General features: G+C 45.6%; 17 protein-coding genes. All 17 read left to right on the forward strand.

All coding sequences use genetic code 11. The features are described 5' to 3' along the window. Nucleotides 1-406: 406 nt before the first annotated feature. The 17 genes from EAE89_RS01395 (at nucleotide 407) to EAE89_RS01475 (ending at nucleotide 21198) form a co-directional block, all read left to right on the forward strand. Complete coding sequence (locus tag EAE89_RS01395; RefSeq protein ID WP_054475245.1) at nucleotides 407-1837, forward strand: gamma-aminobutyraldehyde dehydrogenase; 1431 nt, start codon at nucleotides 407-409, stop codon at nucleotides 1835-1837. Between the two features lie 15 nt (nucleotides 1838-1852). After that, the gene (locus EAE89_RS01400; RefSeq protein WP_214085253.1) at nucleotides 1853-2626 is read left to right on the forward strand and encodes a nuclear transport factor 2 family protein; all 774 of its coding nucleotides are present in this window, start codon (nucleotides 1853-1855) and stop codon (nucleotides 2624-2626) included. 52 nt (nucleotides 2627-2678) lie between these two features. Then, nucleotides 2679-3434, forward strand: a complete 756-nt coding sequence (locus EAE89_RS01405; RefSeq protein WP_054475242.1) for a FadR/GntR family transcriptional regulator — start codon at nucleotides 2679-2681, stop codon at nucleotides 3432-3434. Nucleotides 3435-3469: 35 nt separating this feature from the next. Further along, nucleotides 3470-4210, forward strand: a complete 741-nt coding sequence (locus EAE89_RS01410; RefSeq protein WP_054475241.1) for a cache domain-containing protein — start codon at nucleotides 3470-3472, stop codon at nucleotides 4208-4210. 36 nt (nucleotides 4211-4246) lie between these two features. Beyond that, complete coding sequence (locus EAE89_RS01415; RefSeq protein WP_054475240.1) at nucleotides 4247-5524, forward strand: 4-aminobutyrate--2-oxoglutarate transaminase; 1278 nt, start codon at nucleotides 4247-4249, stop codon at nucleotides 5522-5524. Between the two features lie 122 nt (nucleotides 5525-5646). Then, nucleotides 5647-6033 carry a DUF805 domain-containing protein gene (locus tag EAE89_RS01420; protein WP_054475292.1) on the forward strand — a complete coding sequence of 129 codons (387 nt, stop codon included), beginning with the start codon at nucleotides 5647-5649 and terminating at the stop codon, nucleotides 6031-6033. A 225-nt stretch (nucleotides 6034-6258) separates the two neighbouring features. Further along, nucleotides 6259-7614, forward strand: a complete 1356-nt coding sequence (locus EAE89_RS01425; RefSeq protein ID WP_244866063.1) for an NAD(P)/FAD-dependent oxidoreductase — start codon at nucleotides 6259-6261, stop codon at nucleotides 7612-7614. Nucleotides 7615-8333: 719 nt separating this feature from the next. Continuing rightward, nucleotides 8334-9767: an NAD(P)/FAD-dependent oxidoreductase gene (locus EAE89_RS01430; protein ID WP_054475237.1), complete on the forward strand. Its 1434-nt coding sequence runs from the start codon at nucleotides 8334-8336 to the stop codon at nucleotides 9765-9767. Next, entirely contained in the window at nucleotides 9764-10615 is an 852-nt protein-coding gene (locus tag EAE89_RS01435) for a HemK/PrmC family methyltransferase (RefSeq protein WP_054475235.1), read from the forward strand. Before EAE89_RS01430 ends, EAE89_RS01435 begins: the two co-directional genes overlap by 4 nt. A gap of 24 nt (nucleotides 10616-10639) precedes the next feature. Continuing rightward, a complete protein-coding gene (locus EAE89_RS01440; protein ID WP_149616375.1) occupies nucleotides 10640-11914 on the forward strand; it encodes an 8-amino-7-oxononanoate synthase family protein in 1275 nt (424 codons plus the stop codon). 61 nt (nucleotides 11915-11975) lie between these two features. After that, nucleotides 11976-12317: a chorismate mutase gene (locus tag EAE89_RS01445; protein ID WP_217276946.1), complete on the forward strand. Its 342-nt coding sequence runs from the start codon at nucleotides 11976-11978 to the stop codon at nucleotides 12315-12317. Further along, on the forward strand, nucleotides 12298-14373 hold the full coding sequence (pabB, locus tag EAE89_RS01450) for an aminodeoxychorismate synthase component I (RefSeq protein WP_214085254.1): 2076 nt from the start codon (nucleotides 12298-12300) through the stop codon (nucleotides 14371-14373). The genes EAE89_RS01445 and pabB overlap by 20 nt, the downstream gene beginning before the upstream one ends. Beyond that, on the forward strand, nucleotides 14366-15238 hold the full coding sequence (locus EAE89_RS01455; protein WP_214085255.1) for a prephenate dehydrogenase dimerization domain-containing protein: 873 nt from the start codon (nucleotides 14366-14368) through the stop codon (nucleotides 15236-15238). Before pabB ends, EAE89_RS01455 begins: the two co-directional genes overlap by 8 nt. A 21-nt stretch (nucleotides 15239-15259) precedes the next feature. Next, entirely contained in the window at nucleotides 15260-16792 is a 1533-nt protein-coding gene (locus EAE89_RS01460; protein ID WP_054475226.1) for an MFS transporter, read from the forward strand. 1031 nt (nucleotides 16793-17823) lie between these two features. Further along, nucleotides 17824-19077 (forward strand): hypothetical protein, encoded by a 1254-nt coding sequence (locus EAE89_RS01465; RefSeq protein WP_214085256.1) that lies wholly within the window; start codon nucleotides 17824-17826, stop codon nucleotides 19075-19077. 128 nt (nucleotides 19078-19205) lie between these two features. Next, nucleotides 19206-19367: a hypothetical protein gene (locus EAE89_RS01470; protein WP_161804199.1), complete on the forward strand. Its 162-nt coding sequence runs from the start codon at nucleotides 19206-19208 to the stop codon at nucleotides 19365-19367. Between the two features lie 523 nt (nucleotides 19368-19890). Beyond that, entirely contained in the window at nucleotides 19891-21198 is a 1308-nt protein-coding gene (locus EAE89_RS01475) for a hypothetical protein (protein ID WP_149616378.1), read from the forward strand. The last annotated feature ends 332 nt before the right edge of the window (nucleotides 21199-21530 follow it).

Here is a 21530-nt window from a genome sequence, read left to right on the forward strand (position 1 = left end):
AAGATGCTGTACTTATTATGTGAATCTACCCATCATTTAAATAGACATGGGTGAATGGGATTAAGTGAAAATCTAAAATCACATAACGAGCTTATTTTAATAAATAAACGTTTTTCAAAATGAAATTGATTAAGAACCTACCCCATTAGGGCTATTTTATTTGCCGTTTTTTGTAATAGAGACTGAACCCGTTGGTTTGTCTATATTGCTGTCCGTAAAATCTGAAATCTTCGATCCTGTTCATAGATCGGCATATTTTTCTAAGCAGGAGTGCCGAAAGTTACATTTATGTATCTGATTGTCTTTTATTTTTACTTTTTTGTTACAAATTTGACAGTGATGCAACCGTTTAATATATTAAATTATAGGTTATATTTTATGTTATCCAATCCATCAGGAGGTAACCATGGCGGTGCCAATGCTCAGGCATTTCATTAATGGTCAGTATGTTGAATCTAAAAGTTCCGAATATTTTGATCTGGTAAGCCCGGTCACTGGTGAAGCTTATGCGCGTTCCCCTAACGCGACTGCGGAGGATGTTGATGAAGCGTATGCATCAGCTAAAAAGGCGTTCAAGATCTGGGGGGGCAGCACCCCGTCAGCCCGTCAGCAGGCATTGCTGGCATTAGCCGATGCAGTGGAAAAAAGCGCTGAACGTCTGATCGAAGTGCAAAGCCGCAATACGGGGCAGCTCAAGCATATGATTGCCTCTGAGGAAGTTGCGACGTCAGTGGATCATATCCGTTTCTTCGCTGGCGCCGCCCGTTTTCTGGAAGGCAAAGCTACTGCTGAATATCTTCCTAATATGACGACCAGCATCCGGCGCGAACCACTAGGCGTGGTGGGTCAAGTTACGCCGTGGAATTACCCACTGATGATGGCCGTATGGAAGATAGCGCCTGCGCTGGCTGCGGGCAATACTGTGGTACTCAAACCGAGCGATACCACGCCGGAAAGTACTCTGTTGCTGGCTGAATTGGCCAATCCGTTCTTTCCTACCGGTGCATTCAACGTGGTGTTGGGTAATGCCAAAGCAGGTGCCTTGGTCGTTTCACACAAAACGCCAGCTATGGTTTCCATCACGGGTTCTGTGCGTGCAGGCGTGCAGGTTGCCTCTTCGGCGGCGACTAATCTCACCAGAACACATTTGGAGCTAGGGGGCAAAGCGCCAGTGGTTGTTTTCGCTGATGCAGATATGGATAAAGCAGTGGAGACCATTGTTACTGCGGGGTACTTTAACGCTGGTCAGGATTGTACAGCAGCCTCGCGTGTGCTGGTGCATGAATCTGTTTACGATACCTTCGTCGCCAAACTGGTGGCGGCAGCTAAAGTCACCCGCTTTGGTGATCCGGAAGATGAAGAGGCGCTGTATGGACCGCTCAATAATATTCGTCAGCTGGAGCAGGTCAAAAGGTTCATTGCATGTCTGCCCTCTTATGCCCGTATCGAAACAGGAGGCCGTCAGGCCGAACGTTTAGGTTATTACTTTGAACCTACGGTAATTACCGGCTTGGAACAGCACGACGAAGCAATCCAGACCGAGATTTTCGGCCCGGTTATCACGGTGCAGAAGTTCCGCGATGAACAGGATGCCATAGAGAAAGCTAACGATGTGAAATACGGACTGGCCGCCAGTGTCTGGACCCGCGATCATGGCCGCGCGTTGCGCTTGTCACGTGAACTCGATTTCGGGACTGTCTGGATTAACACCCATATTCCTCTTACGGCAGAGGCGCCGCACGGTGGTTTTAAGAGCTCTGGATATGGTAAAGATCTGTCGGTTTATGGCTTCGATGAATATACGCGTATCAAACATGTGATGAGTTCCAACGACTGACATAGGACATCCGTAATGACTCAGAATAGATCTCCACGCGATTTGGTGTCGCGTGCGCACCACGAGCTGTTTACTGACCGTGATGTAGGGGCGCTTGAGCGTTGTTTTTCGCCGCATTTCATCGAACACTCCCCGTTGGTCAAAGAGGGGCTTGCTGGGCTACGTGAGCGGGTCTGCACACATCCTAAACTGCACCACGAAACGTATCGTGTATTGCAGGATGGTGATCTGGTCGCTATCCACGGTCGTTTTATGGGGTTAGACGACCGTCCGTTGGTCGGTTTCGATCTGTACCGGGTTGCCGACGGCTTAATCGTGGAGCATTGGGATGGTCTGGTACCACAGGCCGCACCCAACGCCAGTGGCTGGACTCAGTTAGATGGCCCGACTGAAACAGGTCATAGCCATAACCGGGAGAAGAATCGCGAACTGGTGGTCAACTTTTTTACACGTACCCTGATAGAGGGTTACTACGAAGAGTTTGGGAACTACACCAATGGTGAATTGTTTCGCCAGCACAGCCCTGATATTCCCGATGGTACGGCGGCAGTCATCTCGTTTCTTAAACAACTTAGGGATGAAGGGCAGGGCCTGCATTACACTAAAATTCACCGTATGGTAGCCGATGGGCAATTTGTTCTGACCCATTCGGAGGGGAGTATTGCCGGAGCGCGTCACAGCTATTTCGAGCTATGGCGCATTGAGAACGGTAAAGTGGCTGAGCTTTGGGATGCTATCACCCCGGTCCCGGAGGATGCGCAAGCGCTGCATCGCCACGGTATTTTTTAATGTCGTTTGCAAACATGTCGAAATCCATGTTTTTTCAATCAGGAATTAAAGAATGATGGCATATTCCATCGTCTACGCACCGCTTGATCAGGCCACCCGGACCGAACAGGTTGTGGAACGTTTAAGTAACGCGATCATCTCTGGGGTATTACAGGCCGATGAGCAGTTGCCTAATGAAAACGAGTTGTCGCGTCTGTTGGGTGTGTCGCCAGTAACGGTACGTGATGCTCTGAATACGCTGCGCACCAGGCAGCTGATCGATACTCGGCGAGGACGTCATGGCGGTAGTTTCGTATGTCAGGTTCCCGTTGAGATAATGCGGAAATATCATCCATTGCGGTTGATGGCTTCAGGCGAGTTAGCGGATTTCAGCGAATTTCACTGTGCGGTGATCGGCCACAGCGCGAGGCTTGCGGCGCAACGCTCAACGCCGGGTGAACTGGAGATGCTTGGGCAGTTGATCGACAGTTTTGCAGCCGCGACGCAACCAGATGCTCGTATACAGGCAGATATGCGCTGCTTGTTAACCTTGGCATCCCAGGCGCAGTCGGCGAGGCTTGCTAACCAAGAGCTGGAGATTCAGGCCGAATGGACGCCTTTGGTGGCGCTTCTGTACCGGGAGGCTGCTGTACACAGCGAAGTTGTCACCGCCTGGCGTTCACTCTTGGATGTTCTACATAAGGCTGACGACTTCGCCTGTTATCAGCTGGCGCAGAGGATGATTGCCCGAATTACCGACCACCTACTTGAATGCAAATTGCGCATGGATACCGATGCGCCGTTCTTGCAGAAACCCGCCCGCGAGTAACGCGGCTGGATTCATCCCAGGAAAGGAAGTGGCATATGTACAACAACATACATGCAGAACGGGCTAGGAACATCCTAGACGATATCCTGACCTCGGCACAGAGGGCTACCGCCGCCTTGGCAGATGCGACGGCGCGTATTTTATCGGAAATGCCTTTACATTATATGGAAGGTGCCCGCTTAACGCGGGAGCAGCGCGCTGCATTGCAAAAACATATCCACGATGTACTGCACGATAACGCTTGGTGTAACGGGGCGGGGTTCGCCAGTTATGTGTCAACGAAGACGGCTGAGGAAGAGGGAGGCTACTGGACGTTGGAGTGGTGGCGTCAGGAAGGGAGCACCATTCAACAGGCACAACTGGAACACAATCAAGAGCAGTGCAGGCGTTTGGACTTTCGGTTGTTTGACTGGTTCCGGCAGCCGGCAAGTTGCCATCTTCCCTTTATCGACGGTCCCTATGTGGATTATGTCTGCAACGGAGCTTACACGATTACAATAGCTCACCCGGTACTCATCGGTGAGGATTTTGTCGGCGTTGCGGCGGCGGATATGCTGGTTTCAACTCTGGATCGGTTACTTCTACCCGCTCTGGGAGCCATTGGTAAGCCAGTATTGGTTATTAATGACGATGCGCGGGTCGTGACCTCGACAGTGCCGGGAGTGCGTTCCGGTTCACTATGGAAGTGTCAGGACGTTAATCAGTCAGCCGATGGTGAAGTATCTTCACTGCGTTTGGTGATCCTACCATCATTACATTGGGAGTCTGCCTGCTGAAGCCCACTTATTCAGATTGCAGAGGAATTTTCATTTATGACTGAATCTATGTTAGCCAAAAGACACAGCGCGGCTATTGCGAAAGGCGTAGGCGTGACCACTCAAGTCTATGCGGAGCGGGCGGAAAACGCTGAAATTTGGGATGTTCATGGGCAACGTTATGTTGATTTTGCCGCCGGTATCGCCGTGGTAAATACCGGCCACCGCCATCCGCGCGTCATCGCGGCAGCCAGAGAACAACTGGAACAGTTTACCCATACCTGTCATCAGGTAGTGCCCTACGAAAATTATGTGGCGCTGGCCGAACGTCTGAACCGCCTGGTGCCTGGTAATTTTGCGAAGAAGACCGTCTTTGTCACTACCGGGGCTGAGGCGGTGGAAAATGCTGTGAAGATCGCGCGTGCTGCTACCGGGCGCAGTGGCGTGGTAGCTTTCAGCGGTGCTTTCCATGGCCGTACCTTCCTCGGTATGTCATTAACCGGCAAAGTTGCACCGTACAAAATGGGGTTCGGCCCGCTGGTTAGCGACATTTATCGTGTTCCGTTTCCGGTCGGGCTGCATGGCATTAGTGTGGAACAGACGCTGAATGCGCTGGATAATCTCTTTAAAGCCGACATTGATCCCACTCGCGTCGCTGCCATCATCATCGAACCGGTACAGGGCGAAGGTGGTTTCTATCCTGCGCCTACCGAGCTGCTCAAAGCCCTGCGTGAGATCGCCGATTGCCACGGTATTGTACTTATCGCCGATGAGATCCAGACCGGTTTCGCGCGTACGGGTAAACTGTTTGCCATGGAGCATCATGAGGTGGCTGCCGATCTGACCACAATGGCGAAAGGTCTGGCGGGTGGTTTGCCGCTGGCGGCAGTGACGGGACGTGCAGAGTTGATGGACGCTGTAGTGCTTGGTGGTCTGGGGGGAACCTATGGTGGTAACCCGGTAGCAATTGCGGCTGCCCATGCGGTGCTGGATGTGATCGAAGAAGAGAAGCTGAATGAGCGGGCGACGCAGCTGGGAAACCAGTTAAAACAGCGTCTACATGAACTGCGACCGCGTGTCCCGCAGATCGCCGACGTGCGTGGGCTCGGGCTGATGATTGCGGTAGAGTTTAACCGTGCGGACAGTCAGGAACCTGATGCCAGTTTTACCAACGCAGTACGTCAGAAAGCGTTGGAGCGTGGTCTGATCCTGCTGATGTGTGGTGTACACGGCAATGTGATACGTTTCCTTCCGCCGCTGACCATACAAAATAATGTTTTTGACGAAGCACTCAACATTCTGGAGTCTGTACTGCTCGATCTGGCTGAGCCGTAAAGAGGGTGGGGGCGTAATGACTGGGAGTTTGCGCGTGGCTGACTGAATGGATGCAGACCTTGCGGGTTGGTAATGCGCAGGGCGGCAGGGTAGCACCTGCTGCTTCACAAGAGAGGACAACAATGCACAGGTATTTAAATGTATTAAAGAACTATGCATGTTTCAGGGGGCGAGCCAGGCGTAAAGAGTTTTGGTATTTCGTTCTGTTCCAGATTCTGGCTGTATTTATTATCTCTTTCCTTGAAAACTACTTTGCTGTTGCCAATCCTGAAGTTTATATGGGCTGGTTCAGCGCCGTCTATCTGCTGCTCACGTTTTTGCCCGCGCTAGCAGTGAATGCTCGCCGCCTGCATGACATCAACTGTAGCGCTTGGTGGTTACTGCTGCATCTCATTCCGTTTATCGGCACCGTTATCCTGCTGATCCTCGCAGGTCTGAAAGGGAGTTCTGGCAGCAATAAATACAGCTCAGAGAGTCGGATTCACTTACAGGGAAACGCCCCGGACTAGGACTGCGGGTGATTTTTAGATCACGACAGGAGTGCTGAAATGACAATGAACAGGAGAGACTTTATCTCTACCGCCGTGACGCTCGCGGGGGCAGGAGTGCTTTCATCCGTACTTCCTTCCTTCTCCCTACTCGCCCGGGCTTTAACTGAGGCCGATGTTTCTGCCGTCAATGTTGATAAGCTCCGGCCGATACTGTTGGAGGATGCGCAGCACAGAGCCAGCCGGTTGAGGTTGGACCCGCGTATCTGGAACTGGCATAAAGACGCTGCTGCTGACGTCATGCCAGCCAACTACTATGAAGCTTCTCTGGCTGACTGGCCCGCTTTTGGACGTCTGCCCGGAGACCAGAACTGCGAGGTTGTGGTCATCGGCGGTGGATTGCTGGGGGCTTCCACTGCATTGCATCTTGCAGAAGCGGGCGTGGACGTGATTTTGGTTGAAAAGGATAACATTGGTTCAGGCGCTTCTGGCCGCAACGGAGGACAGATGACTCCCGGACTCGCTCGCTGGGAAGCTGAAACCATGCTGGAAAAACTTTCATTCGATGAGGCTAAACGCTTATGGCGTTTTGCGTCTGTTGAAGCGATGAATCTGGTGGATGAACTCCGTGAGCGTTACAATTTCGAATGTGACCGCAAATATGGTCATATCACTGTTGCGGTGCACGCTGGCCATATGGGGACACTGGTGGCTAATGCCGATGCCCGGCGCCAGCTGGGCGATACGGCGGTGAAGGTTATTGGATCGCACGAACTACAGGAAGAGTATGTGCGGTCGGGTATCTACCATGGAGCAAATATCGACAGTATCAGCGGGCAGGTCCAGTCTCTGGCACTGTTGCGTGGCTTGGTTTACGGTTTTGCCAGACTGGGTGGGCGAATCTATGACAGCACGAAAGTGAAGGGTGTCAGGCAGGAGGCTGGTAGCACAGTGGTAGAAACTGAGTGGGGGATTATCAGGGCGAGTAAAGCCGTGGTGCTGGGTGTGCATAGCTCCACGGGTGAGTTTATCTCCGGCCCTTCCACTACGGTGCCTTTTTTCACCTATGTGTCGGTAACGCCGCCGTTGCCAGTGGATGTCAAGGAGCTGATCCCGTCAGATATGCCGGTCTACGATACACAGTTACAGGTTGACTACTATCGTGCAGTGCGTAACAACCGCCTGCTGTTCGGTGGACAGGGTACTGGCAACTCTTGGTCACCGCGTGATGTAAACAACTATCTGCTTGAGCGTATCAGAACCGTGTTCCCGCAGCTGGAAAGAATTGAACTAGAATATTCTTGGGGTGGGATCAGCGATCTGACCCTGAACGGTGCAACTGATGCCCGTAAGAGCGGCGACAGTGTACCCGTGTATATGGTACATGGCTGGAACGGTCATGGACTGGCGCAGACGGTGCGCATTGGCAAAGCTATCAGCGACGAGCTTACCAGACGCAACGACGACTTTACCATGCTTACCTGCATTGACCACGTGAGTATCCCGCTGGGTTCCTATCTCTCTCCGGTCGTCATTCCGTTAGTTAAGGGTGCTCTGGGAGTGATAAGCACGTTTAATCCGGCAGAGATAATTTCGTTCTGAGCAAGAGGGACGGGTTTTTTCCTTTTAGCGATATCAATAATCACCAATATAATAGTCATTATTGATATAATAACATGTGTTTTATTTTGTATATATTGGTGAGAATTGATGGCAAATATAAATTTGAAAAATCACTTATTTTGAGAATTTTTGTTCTTTTATTGAAGAATAAAAGACATTTAGAATATTGTTCCCCGTAACAATTTAAATATAATTTGTTTTTATTTTATATTGAAAACATTTATATGATTTTTTTATTTATAATATAAGGATAAATTTATTTGACAGTTTTGTATTTGATGACTATTGTTCTCTCCTGATTTACAAATTTTATTTCCAACCTAATAGTATTATTTTGTTATTATTACCATTAAATATAAATAATATTTTTGTGAAATAATTTAACTGATTGTTTTTTTACTTGTTTTTTTGTGTTTTAACTTTGATTAAATTAATTTTTATGGGTGATTATATTTATTTGATAATAAATTGAAACTGTTTCTAATGTGACAATTTTTTATTGCATGCTTGTTTTTAAATTCAGCATAAATCTATGTGTGATTCGTCATTTTAATTGCTGATGAACACAAGGTTATTTTTTTGTCATTAATGTAAAGCTGTAAAAATATCCCCAATTCAAGAGGGGAGTAATTATTTGTCCGTCGTCGTTGGCAAAATATTTTAAATAAACTGGCTATAGGCCATACAGGAGTAAATAAGTGAAATACGACTTTATTGTCGTTGGTTCAGGGGCAATTGCAGGTTCAATCGCCTATGAGCTGGCAAGCAGAAATTTTTCCGTTTGTCGAGTTGGCGAAACTGATAGAACCAATGCTGCCTCTAAAGCTGCCGGTGCAATGAATGGTTGTTTTGGCGAAATTACCAGTGGTTTATTAGCGAGTGAACACGGTAAGTTAAAGCTGAATATGGATTGTATCGCTAAGGAACTTTGGCCTGCTTGGGCACAACGATTAGCTGAATCTTCCGGTGATACAAGCTCACTGTTCACGGCTAAAGGTACTCATGTGATACTCAACACTGCCGGGATGGAAGAAGTTGATACGATCAATTATGAGGCTATCGAACAAACCCTGATCGATTACGATGCTCCTCATGAAATCGTCGATCCGCGTGAAATTCAGTGGTTAAAGCCCAACGACTTGGTACGTCCGCTTCGTGCCTTGTATATCCCTGATGAACATGCTTTAGACTCGCATTTATTACTGGAGAAGCTGGATGCTGCATTTGTTGCTGAAGGTGGTGTCCTTAAAGACGAGAATGTTAAGTGTGTGCTGATTGAAGACGGTGTCGCTACTGGTGTCGAATTGCTAAGTGGTGAGCGTTTAATGGCGGATAAAGTCGTTGTTGCTGCCGGTGCGCATTCGTTAGACCTGTTATCAAATATCCCTTCTGTTGTTCGCCAGATCCCGCCAATATTTGCCGGTTATGGGGTGTCAATTCTGGTCAGGATGCCAAAAGGCAGGGAATTACCGACGTCGGTCATCCGTACCCCTAACCGAGCATTTGCCTGTGGTCTGCATTGTGTACCACGTGGTGATGGTGTGCTGTATCTTGGTGCGACTAATATTCTGGCTGAAAAACCACGCAGTCAGGCACTGATTTCTGATGTGCAGTTCTTATTAGATTGTGCGTTAGATCAGTTGGATATTAACTTACATGATGCAGAGATTCTTTCAATCCAGGTTGGTAACCGGCCAATTCCTGCTGATGGGTTCCCGTTGATTGGTGAATGTGGTGTGAATGGTCTTTGGCTGGCTACCGGTACTTACCGCGACGGCTTACACCAATCGCCATTATTGGCAGATTATATCGCCAATGCTTTAACTGGCGTTGAAAATACGCTAATTAACCTTGATTCCTTCAATCCTGTTCGTCCTCCACTCGTAGGTTTCTCCCGTGAAGTGATGGCTAAAGAGACTGTCCAGCAAATGCTTGCGACAGGTTACGAATATCGCTGGGATATCAAACCTTATTGGTTGCCACTGCTGAATGAAGGTATGACGCGTAACTACCAGGATTTGATTGCATCTCTTCATCCGCAGTTCACTCCACCGCCAGAACTGGTTGCCTTCTCCTATATTTATGAATCGATGCGTGAGCGGTTACGTAGTTACTATGAGGCATGGTCATGAATTCTTCGCTGAAAGATCAGGCGGCTGTTGATAAGGCCCGGGAATTACTGTCAGAAGCCGGTGTTTGGGATGTGGAAACCGATCTTGAGTGCTTGGTTGACCGTTATTTGGAAAGGCGCTGTAAGGATCGTGCCCGTGATGAGTTCATGCTCGCGGTTCATGAGCGCTGTAACCGTATCCCACTAGGACATATTGTCGGTACTGTGGATTTTGATGAATTACCTCTGATAGTTGGTTCGGGGGTCTTTATTCCGCGTCCTCATAGCCAGATTATTCATAAATGGCTGGAGAATGAATATCAAGTGCCTCAAGGGGCGACGGTTTTGGATTTATGTTCCGGTAGTGGTGCTATCGGTTTAGCCATTGCTAAACGCCGCCCGGATTTAAAGATCACTTGTGTTGAATATGACGATGTCGCTTTCCAATACCTGACACGCAATATCAATCGATTGGCTAGCTGGGCGATTAAAGTCGATGCATTAAAAGCAGATTTACGGGATTGGCAGGCATTTTCTCAATTTGACGAGTCGGTAGAGTTAATTGTTGCAAATCCACCTTATGTTCCAGAACAGCAGACAATATTACCGGAGTGGGAGGAACATCATCCTTATACTTCGGTGTATTCAGGGGATGATGGGCTTGATCTAACGCGATTGATTATCAAACAAGCCAACCAGCTACTGCAATCAAATGGTTGGTTGGTCATCGAACATGGCGAAAGTCAAGAGGAGATGGTCAGAGCATTATTTTCAGACGCAGGCTTTTACTTGATACGAACAATTATCGATGAAGATATTTCTGACACAACAGGCAGTTCGGTCATCACTGTAGGTTGTAAGCTCATTTGAAATTAGACAGTTGAGGTCTGGAGAATGAATGTAAAACACAAGCAGGACTGGATGACAATTCGCCGGTCACGGACAACTGGTGCCTTAGCGCAAGCTATCGAAGAAGGTTTAACCAATTTCACTGTAGTAGAACGTCAAGGTAAACAAATTACTACAGATGAAAGAAAAGTTTTTACTGAATTTGTTTCTTGCTCTTATCTGGGGTTGGAACATCATCCTGCTTTAATCGAAGCAGCAAATCAGGCAATGGCTAAGACAGGGATACATTTGTCATCATCCCGTGGTGCTATGCGCCCGCAATATTTGGGGCAATTGGAGAAACTGCTGGAAGAAATTTATCTGGGTGGTTCCGTTGCTGTGTTTACTTCCACCAGTAACGTTCACCTTGGTGTATTACCGTTATTGGGGAGCGGTTCTCTCCCTAATTATCCACTTACTCGACCTGCACATTGGTTAATGGATAAAACTGCTCATGCATCTATGCAGGTATTACGCGGTATTCTTGAACAATTTGGACCGGTATCACGGGTTGATAGTGCTGATGAGCAGTCAATACAGCAAGCTTTGCAGAACTGTGAGGAGAGCCAGCGTACACCTATTCTGCTGATTGATGGCATTGGTTCAATGAATGGTTTAATCCCTGTTGCAGAATTAACCCGAAAATTGGCTGCTGCTGGAGGCTATGTCTATGTAGACGATGCCCATGGTATTTCCATTGTGGGGCGTCATGGTGCGGGTTACGCCTTTGCAGCACTTGACCATATTTTGCCATCCAATCTCATACTTGCAGGTTCGTTATCCAAAGCATTTGGTGGTGCTGGCGGTTTTGTGGTGGTTGCGGGTGCCGATGATGTTGAAGTTATTAGTACCTTAGCCAATCCTTTGGTTTTTGGTCATTCGATTATGGTGCCGATGTTGGCAGCTAACGTTGCCTCAGCAAAACTTCATCTTAGTCTGGAAATAGAAATACGGCAGGAGCAGCTATGGAAAAACATTAATCTGTTTGATTCTTTGATGAATAACAGTTTGATGAATGCTGGTGTGCAATCCCCTGTTCGTGGCGCTTTATTTGAAAATGAAGCAGAAGGGCTTGAAGCGGCTCGTTTGCTGCGTGACAACGGTATCTTATTGTTCCCTGTATTTTATCCACTTGTCCCGGATGGTAATGCAATGTTGCGTTTTGCCTTCTCCAGTGAACATAGGGTCGGCGAGATTAGGCACTTAGCAAATATTTTGCTCGAAATACGGGAGAAAGGGTTAAATTGGGTTGAGCCACAAGCTGTCGTTCCACAGGTATAAGTGACACAAATTTATCGATAAAAAAGATGATCGCAATAAACTCGTGACGAAGAGCGAATATATGACTCTATCAATGATAAATAAGCAGGACATATTGCAACCTCACAGGGAATCTCTGGATGTTATTAATATGCAGATTCTGACTCTGCTTTCTGAACGGATGAAGATCTGTATGAAAATCGCTGAAATAAAAGCGGAGCAGGATATTCCGATGATGCAGCCACAACGTATTACCTCGTTGTTGGATATATTAAGGGATAAGTCAACAGATTTTGGGTTACGGCCTGAATATACTGAATTAGTATTTCGATTGGTTATCGAAGAAACCTGCCGTCAAGAAGAAGAGCTGATTGATCAGTTATTACGCGAGAAAAAAAATAATAATGAAAATATTGCTCATTGATAATTATGACTCCTTTACGCAAAACATTGCTCAATATCTGTATGAAGTTACTGGTAATGTACCGGTTGTCGTCACTAACTCCTTGACCTATGAAGAGTTAGCCATAGATGATTATGATGCGGTAGTCCTTTCCCCAGGACCTGGGCATCCGGCTGAAAACAGCGATTTTGGTGTTTGTGCTGAAGTTATTGCACGGGCCAAAATTCCACTGTTGGGTATTTGTCTCGGACATCAGGGAATCAGTCTGGCATTTGGGGGCTTTGTAGAACATGCACCCAATCCGGTACATGGTTATCGTAGTCGCATCAAGAATACAGGAGAAGGGTTGTTCCGTGGTTTGCCTGAACAGTTTGAAGTGGTCAGGTATCACTCACTGGTGTGTACTCGGCTTCCTGATAATCTTAAGTGCACTGCCTGGACTGACGATGGTTTAATCATGGCCATTGAGCATACCCAAAAACCTATTTGGGGGGTTCAATTTCATCCTGAGTCGATTGATTCTGAATACGGGCGTGAATTACTCAGTAATTTTGCGCACATTGCTAAGACATATAAAGAGAATAACGAGCAGGAAGCCATCACCCAGAATAAGCGCCTCTCTGTCAATGAAGCTTATCTTGCGGTAGGAGGAAGTGAGCATCTCAACCTGAATTATCGTGAATGTCAGGGCATCGTTGATCCTGAAACGCTGTTCATTGATCGTTACGGCAATGATACGCATGCTTTCTGGCTTGACAGTGAAAACTCTGACAGACCTAATGCGCGTTTCTCAATCATGGGAAGCGGTAATGAACAGGACGCTATCCGGCTTGAATATAGTGTACAAACTGAGAATTTGCGTCTGGTCGGGCCTGATGGAGAGAAGATTGTCCAGGGTGATTTTTTCTCACTGATGTCTGAACTGCTGGGTTTTGTGGAAATTTCAACAGCAAAACCAATGCCATTTGTCTTTAAAGGTGGCTTTGTCGGTTATTTGGGGTATGAATTAAAGGCGTTAACAATTGGTAGCAGCAAATATCATTCAGAACAGCCTGATGCCAGTTTAATATTTACTCCGCATTTCTTTGTGTTCGATCACCAGCAGAATAAGCTTTATGAGTGTCTTATCACACCGGTAGGGCAACCACAAAATTGGCCACCGGAGCTGTTGGTGGCAGCGGCAAAAAACACCGGTAAAGCCATACCCAACTTTATTCCTGGTGCTGTCGATCAGAATAAGATTTGTCTGGAATATGATGCTCAGAAGTATATAAATGGAATCTATAAATCACTTCAATACATCACAGATGGCGAGTCTTATGAAATCTGTCTGACCAATAGGGCAAAGATGGCTTATTCCGGGCAACCATTGGACGCTTATCGACGGATGCGTCATGCCAGCCCTGTACCTTATGGCGCATATTTGGCATGTGGAGAGTTTTCTGTGCTCAGTGCATCGCCGGAAACGTTCTTACGCATTGATGAAACCCGAGGTGTTGAATCCAGACCAATTAAGGGCACTCGGCCACGAGGAAAAACAGAGGCAGAAGATCAACATCTTCAGCTGGAATTGAGTCAATCAGCTAAGGATAGAGCTGAAAATCTGATGATTGTTGACTTAGTGCGCCATGACCTTAATCAGGTGTGTCGCCCCGGTAGTGTGCATGTCCCTGAGTTGTTTAAAGTTGAGAGCTTCTCTTCTGTACATCAATTGGTGTCGACGATCCGCGGTGAATTATGTGACGAAACCTCATCAATGGAGGCTATCCGGGCATGTTTCCCGGGGGGATCAATGACTGGCGCGCCGAAGAAGCGCACGATGGAAATTATTGACGTTTTGGAATCATCGGCGCGCGGCGTCTACTCCGGTGCACTTGGCTGGTTATCCTTCAGTGGTGAAGTGGAATTGAGCATTGTGATACGTACGGCTGTGTTACATCAAGAATGCGCTGAATTCGGCATAGGAGGTGCAATTGTTGCTCACTCCGATCCTTATGGTGAATTTGAAGAAACATTGGTAAAGGCCAGTGTGCCCTATTTCAGTTTTAGTCATATGGCGGAGGAAGTGTGTGAGTAACCACAAAGTCGTTATTCTTGGCGGGCAAGGCGCTATTGGTTCTTTATTAGGGCGTCTTTTTACTCACTTCGGTTGTGTAGTATACAGTGTTGATAAACGAACGCAGGGAGTGCGTTCTAATTGCTATCAGGTTGATATCTTAAATCCGGCTGCGGATTCTGGCGAAGTTTTTAATCAGGCAAAGGCAGTCGTCTTTGCCTTACCGGAAGCCGTTGCAATACAGGCTTTGCCTTGGGTATTGTCGGTGGTTGATGATGATGTACAGATGGTATCAACGTGTTCAGTTCAGGCCCCATTCTATTTTGCATTGAGAGCTGCTGCCCCAGGGCAGCCTTTCATTGGTGTTAACCCGATGTTCTCGCCATCCTTACCGGAGCAAAAAAGGCCAGTTGCAGTCGTTCTTAATAACTGTCATGTTAATGAGCATTGGATTGAGCGGGTATTGATGCAGGCTGACATGCGCATTAGCAGAATGACGCCGGAGGAACACGATAGAGTTATGGCGTTTTGTCAGGCTTTGCCCCATGCCGCGATACTGATTTTTGGCATGGTGCTGGCAAAAAGCCCGTTAGATATTCGTACCTTGGCGACTATTGCGCCGCCACCTATGCGTACAATGCTGGCGTTATTATCAAGGATCTTATGCAATCCAATGGAAGTGTACTGGGACGTTCAATATGAAAATCCGATGGCTGCCGAACCTCGTCAAGAGTTACTGCATGCTATACAACAGTTAGATGCAATAGTGCAGGCTGGTGAGCAAACTGAATTTGGCGATAACCTCAGACACATTGCACAACAACTGGGGGAACAGCTCAATATTAGTGCTGCTGATTGCCAGCATATTTTTTCAACGCTTGAATGATATAGAAAAGGAGTTGAGGGGATGTCATTAAATAGAGTTGCTGAGGCTAACGGGCGGGCAGGACTCAGAAGTTGGTTGGGATTACTGATATTGATGTTGCCAGTATTATTGGTGACTGTGGACAATACGATCTTAAGCTTTGCTTTGCCAAAAATTGCTGAAGCGCTGGGACCTAGTGCAAGTCAGCAATTATGGATAATTGATGCTTATTCATTGGTATTGGCGGGGTTGCTGGTATCAATGGGGAGTATTGGTGATCGTGTCGGCCATCGTTCATTGCTGTTATTTGGATCTTTGGGATTTACCGTTGTTTCAGTGTTAACAGCACTGTCAACTTCACCCGTACAGTTGATTGGAGGGCGAGCGGTACTAGGATTTTTTGGTGCTATGCTGATGCCTTCAACTTTGGCTTTAATCAGCACTCTTTTTGAGGATCGAGAACAGCGCCGGTTAGCTGTCGCTATTTGGGCGACAACATTAACTATCGGTTCGGCATTAGGCCCTGTCGTTGGTGGTGTTCTATTACAATTCTTCGATTGGAATTCAATTTTTCTGTTGGCGGTACCGGTATTAGTGCCACTGCTGATCTTCGGACCTATGTTGTTGCCAGAGTCCGATAAAAAGCAGACTGGCATTATTGATGCGTATAGCGTTCTGTTATCGATCATTGCTCTGGTTGGTATTGTTTACGCGATTAAACATCTTGCCAGTGACGGGTTTGAAATAAGTGTGGTACTGGAACTGTCTGTTGGTCTCGTGGCTGGCGTGTTGTTTGTTCGCCGGCAGCGGAGTTTGTCTGTCCCGCTGATGGATCTTTCTCTGTTCCGCAATGGTGTGTTTACCGGTTCGATTATGGTCAACTTATTGAGTTTGGCCTTGCTGGTTGGCTTTGTCTTTTTTGCCACTCAGGTTTTACAAATCGTACTGGGAATGAAACCGATTTCAGCTAGTCTGGCACTGGTTCCAGGACAAATAATGGCGATTGTTATTGGTATGGCGATAGTGCCCGTTGCTCAACGGATGCCTGCTTACTACCTAGTGCCGCTTTTACTGAGTTTTGCGGGAGCGGCATTTCTGCTGGTCGCCAGTATTGGTAGCGATTTAACCACTCTGATTATTGCTTTCGCATTATTAAATATTGGTGTGGGCGCAATTGCTTCTGTGTCCAACGATCTGGTGCTTTCGGCAGTGCCATCATCTAAAGCAGGAGCTGCATCAGCCATAAGTGAAACCGCTTATGAAGTTGGTGTTGTACTTGGCACGACTATCATAGGTGGATTGGTAACAGCCTTCTATCGTGTCACTCTGCAATTGCCGGATGGGATCTCTCAGGAACATAGTAGATTAGCGTTAGAGACTCTGGCCGGTGCTTACGTCGTCGCGAGTTCATTAGCTGAGGTGGAAGGGCAGCAACTGATAGCGGCAGCGGCAGAATCATTCACCAGTGCTATTCATATGATGAGTTGGATGACAGCGGTATTGACCGCAGGCGTGGTATTGCTCGCCTGGCGTTTGCTGAAAGCCCCTCAGAAAGCTCAAGTGCTTGAATATTGATAGGTCCTATATATTGATAGTCTTATGTGCAGCCGTTGGCAACGGCTGCACCGTGTTATGCAGATTATGAATCTGTATTGTTATTTCTCCGCTATTTTGATTTACTGGGTGACTTCATTAAGACTATTTTATACCCTTCATCTTTCAAGTTGCTGCTTTGTTGGCTGCGTTCACTTACCCTAGTCACATCGTTATCTATGCTCCTGGGGATGTATTCACTTGCCGCCGCGCTGCAATTTGAAATCTATTGGGTATATTTACTTTTTGTCGGTTATTTAAGAATTTATTTGTAGAATTAATTTTTTAGAAATTGAAGATTGTGCGCAAAAAGATCTTCTTATAGATAAGAATTATTTCCCGCCTTTTATTTAAATTGGATGCATAATTTTATTGTTAAATAATATCTATAGGTTCCTGTCTGGTCGTTGTTTTTGAAAAATACAATCATAATTATTGTTTTTTATTCTTATTTCTAATAATACTTAATGAGATAAATATAAAGTTGAAGTATTTAATCAGCATACATTAAAAGGTCGTGATGTATCACAGGAATATTCTCTTTAATTAATGAAAAAAGTGGGAAATTACATTAATATTTTAAATTGTATGATTTAAATGTTGCATCAAATCGCTTTCTATAAAGTGAATTAATTCTTACCTAATTGATTCTCATAGGAATTATTTTTCTGGCATATCCGTTGCTGAATCGCTTATATCTTTTGCCAGAAAAAATCGATGTCTCCGTTATGGCTAATCTGGTAATTAGCTAATGGCAATATTCTGGCTATTCGCAATTTAGTGTCACAATCGGTAGTGATAGCAGTTGATACTTTGGAATTTGACCAAATGGACAGTTGATATATGAAGTTATCTTAAACGTATATACCCAATAGATTTCAAGATGGATCGCGACGGCAAGGGAGCGAATCCCCGGGAGCATAGCTAACTATGTGACCGGGGTGAGTGAGTGCAGCCAACAAAGAGGCAACTTGAAAGATAACAGGTATAAACTTAAACTCAGGAGAATTCCCGTGCATAAAATAAGAACTGTTGCTGAAACTTTGGCAGTATTACATCAGTATCACCACCTAGCTGGTATAGAACGGCAGCCAAAGCAACTTAAGACTTTGGATTTTGACGACAAGGTCATATTTTCTAACGATCCGAAGACCGCGACTGTGCCACCGGCATTTTTTACGGTACAAACCATACAGGAGCTTAAGGCACTCGGCGGTGTACCTGACAGTGAGTATGGCCCTGGCAAAATGGAACCCCATCATCCGTTACCGGAACCGTTTTCTGCTGAACGACTGGCAAATGTCTCGGGTAATCATATTGATTTGTGCAAAGCTTTTAGAGCCTATATCTATAGTGATTCTGCTTTAGTCAAAGATTATGAAGAAATTCTTAATGCTAAGCGATTCCCGATGAAGGTGGCGTTATACAGTGGCGAGAAAATGACTGTTGCCTCCGATAATCCATTGGTTGTTGAAGATAAAGATGATTATGGCGAACCGGTTGTTTTGGTGTATGACCAGATAATCATTGAACCGGGAGGTCAAATTATCTACCGCACTAATGGTCGGATCGAAGCCAGCACGATTGTAGGTAATGGAAGTGATCAGAAACCGAACATTATCAGTAAAAGTGATGATGGAGGTGATGGTTTTGATGGTGAAACAGGATGTGATGGGTCTAATGGCGGAGATGGTGTTGCGGGTATAGAAAATAAATACGGCTGTGCTGTTGAGTCCACAGCAGGTTCTGATGCAACTGGCGGCTCTTCAGGAGGATTGGGAGTAGGGGGCGGAGAGGGTGGAAATGCAAATGACATAGTTATTCATGTTCAACTTGTTACTGGGTCAGTAAATGTGGAATCAATAGGTGGCAAGGGTGGAAATGGAGGTGATGGGGGTGATGGAGGGAATGGTGGAATAGGGGGCAATGGAGGTAATAAGACAGGCAAATCTAGTGCGGGACGTGCGGGAAATGGGGGTAATGGTGGAGATGGAGGAGACGCGGGTAATGGAGGGAAAGGTGGAGACAGTGGTAACGTATATATTAATTTCCTTGGTGGTCAGCCAGTGATTAATACTCAGTCATATAGAGGTAATGGTGGAAATGGAGGGAAAGGCGGAAAAGGCGGAAAAGGTGGAGACGGTGGAAAAGGTGGAGTTGGTAACAGTAGTCAATCAGGCGTATCTGGTCGAGATGGTATTGATGGCAAATCGGGAGGGGTGGGTGTAGCGGGCAAGATATATATTAACGGTAATGTACAGAGTTAATCTCTGGGGGCACAATAATCAGATTGGTTTGAACGACTATAATTGAGCTGACGATTTGGTGTAGATGGGTAAGTATAATAATTTGACAAATGATTAATCGGAGTAAGAAATATCGATATGAATCGGCAGTGGGTCAGATAGCCCATGAAGTTGGAAGCTTCTTTCGACAGGGCCGGGGAGTCGTCACTATGCCAAATTGCCGATTTGCCCGTGTTGAATTATTTGTCTGTGTTGAACTACAAGATGTGCAGCTATTTCCAATGGCTGCACTGTATCAGGATAATGATTGATTCGGTTATTCAAACTCTTATTTGTAAAAAATCCTCTTATTATAAAGAAGAATTATTTTCTATTCTTAATTTAAATCACATTCATAATTTTATTGTTTAATAATATCTATAGGTTTCTATTTTGTTGTGATTTTTTAAAAATACAATAATGCTTATTGTTTTTATCTGTATTTTATAATAATACCTCATGAGATAAGTATAAAATTGAAATTTTTAATTGGTATCTATTAAAAGGTAGTGATGTATCACAGAAATATTTTCCATAATTAATGGAAAAAATGGGAATTTACATTAATATTTTATCATTGCGTCATTTCAATGTCGTATCTAATTTCTTTCTGTAAAGTGAATAAATATTTACCTAATTAATTCTCGTCGGAATTATTTTTTTTGGTACATCCATTGTTGAAGTGACTATATTATTTGCCAGAAAAAATCGGTGTTTTCTCTGGAACTTGGTTAGATGGGTAATTGAGATATGAAGTTATTTTAAATGTATAAATTTAAACTCAGGAGAATTTTCATGGGAAAAATAAGAACAGTTGCTGAGACTTTGGCAATATTACATCAAGATTATCATCCGTGTGGTCTGGAACGACAGCCAAAGCAACTTAAGACCTCCGACTTTGACGGGCCGGTAATATTTTCTAACGATCTGGAAACGGCGACTGTGCCGCCTGCATTTTTTACAGTGCAAACGATACAAGAGTTGAAGGCATTCGGTGGTGTACCTGACAGTCGATATGGCCCTGGAAAAATGGAATCTTATCATCCGTTACCTGAACCGTTTTCTGCTGAACGACTGGCAAACGTCTCGGGTAATCATATTGATTTGCGTAAAGCTTTTAGCGCCTATATTTATGGTGATTCTACTTTGGTTAAAGATTATGAAGAAATGCTTAATGTTAAGCGTTTTCCGATGAAAGTGGCGTTATATAGTGGCGAGGAGCTCACGATTACCGCAGATAATCCATTGATTATTGAAGATAAAGAGTATTGTGGTGAACCGGTTGTTTTGGTGTACAACCAGATAACCATTGAATCGGAAGGCAAAGTTATTTGCTACACCAATGGTAGGGTTGAAGCGAATGTCATCCAGGGGGTTGGACTCGGTCCACAGCACTTTGTCAATAAAGGGCGAGATGGAGCAAATGGTATTGCTGGTACAGGTGGTGTCAATGGTGTTAGTGGCGTTAGAGGTCAATCTGGTTACGAGAATAAAAATCGCTGTATAACTCAGCCTACATCAGGTACTGATGGAACTCTCGGTTCTCCGGGAATGAATGGATCGGATGGCGAACTCGGTCAAGAGGCTGAGAAACTCACTGTCACATGTGCTGAGGCACGAGGGGTGATCTATTTGCAGTCTGAAGGAGGGGATGGGGGTGATGGTGGTTATGGTGGTGATGGGGGCTATGGGGGAGATGGTGGTGATGGGGGTTATGGTAGTATTTATAGTGATAGTCGTCGTATTGCTACTAGCACACTGTGTAATTCTGGGTATGGAGGGAATGGAGCAGATGGAGGGTATGGCGGTAATGGCGGTAATGGGGGGAATAGTGGCGGTGGGGGTGGCATAGAGTTTAACTATTCTGCGGGTTATCCACAAATTAGTTATTCGTCAGAACCCGGTTCGGCAGGGGCTGGCGGTAGAGAGGGAAGGGGAGGGAAAGGCGGTGATGGTGGTGTCTCGTGGTGTAATGTTGCGGATAAAACTAAAAACTTAAGTTGTTGCGGAAAGCCAGGTATAAAGGGTATTGATGGAAAGTTAGGGGAGCCTGGGGAGCCAGGAAAGAAGGGGCAGATATATATCAACGGCAAATTGCGTTAACGTTCCGTCTCCTAAATACACACTGTTTGGAAACGAGTAAGTTCGGGTTTTTTAATTTAAATCCTATTTATAATTTTATTGTTTAATAATATCGATAGGTTTCTATCTTGTGGTGATTTTTGAAAAATACAATCATGCTTATTGTTTTTATTTGTATTTTATAATGATTGATGAGGTAAATATAGAATTGAAATTTTGATTAATACCTATTAAAAGGTAGTGATGCATCATGGAAATATTCTCTTTAATTAATGAAAAAATGGAGGATTATATTAATGTTTTAAATTGTGTCATTTAAATGTTGCACCCAATTGCTTGCTGTAAAGTGAGTA

The organism is Photorhabdus heterorhabditis (genome assembly GCF_018448905.1).
Taxonomy (GTDB): domain Bacteria; phylum Pseudomonadota; class Gammaproteobacteria; order Enterobacterales; family Enterobacteriaceae; genus Photorhabdus; species Photorhabdus heterorhabditis.

Coding starts and splice junctions, on each gene's coding strand:
- pabB (WP_214085254.1), top strand. CDS start 12,298: ATGAAAATATTGCTCATTGATAATTATGACTCCTTTACGCAAAACATT.
- EAE89_RS01400 (WP_214085253.1), top strand. CDS start 1,853: ATGACTCAGAATAGATCTCCACGCGATTTGGTGTCGCGTGCGCACCAC.
- EAE89_RS01460 (WP_054475226.1), top strand. CDS start 15,260: ATGTCATTAAATAGAGTTGCTGAGGCTAACGGGCGGGCAGGACTCAGA.
- EAE89_RS01440 (WP_149616375.1), top strand. CDS start 10,640: ATGAATGTAAAACACAAGCAGGACTGGATGACAATTCGCCGGTCACGG.
- EAE89_RS01410 (WP_054475241.1), top strand. CDS start 3,470: ATGTACAACAACATACATGCAGAACGGGCTAGGAACATCCTAGACGAT.
- EAE89_RS01415 (WP_054475240.1), top strand. CDS start 4,247: ATGACTGAATCTATGTTAGCCAAAAGACACAGCGCGGCTATTGCGAAA.
- EAE89_RS01405 (WP_054475242.1), top strand. CDS start 2,679: ATGATGGCATATTCCATCGTCTACGCACCGCTTGATCAGGCCACCCGG.
- EAE89_RS01435 (WP_054475235.1), top strand. CDS start 9,764: ATGAATTCTTCGCTGAAAGATCAGGCGGCTGTTGATAAGGCCCGGGAA.
- EAE89_RS01445 (WP_217276946.1), top strand. CDS start 11,976: ATGACTCTATCAATGATAAATAAGCAGGACATATTGCAACCTCACAGG.
- EAE89_RS01395 (WP_054475245.1), top strand. CDS start 407: ATGGCGGTGCCAATGCTCAGGCATTTCATTAATGGTCAGTATGTTGAA.
- EAE89_RS01420 (WP_054475292.1), top strand. CDS start 5,647: ATGCACAGGTATTTAAATGTATTAAAGAACTATGCATGTTTCAGGGGG.
- EAE89_RS01475 (WP_149616378.1), top strand. CDS start 19,891: ATGGGAAAAATAAGAACAGTTGCTGAGACTTTGGCAATATTACATCAA.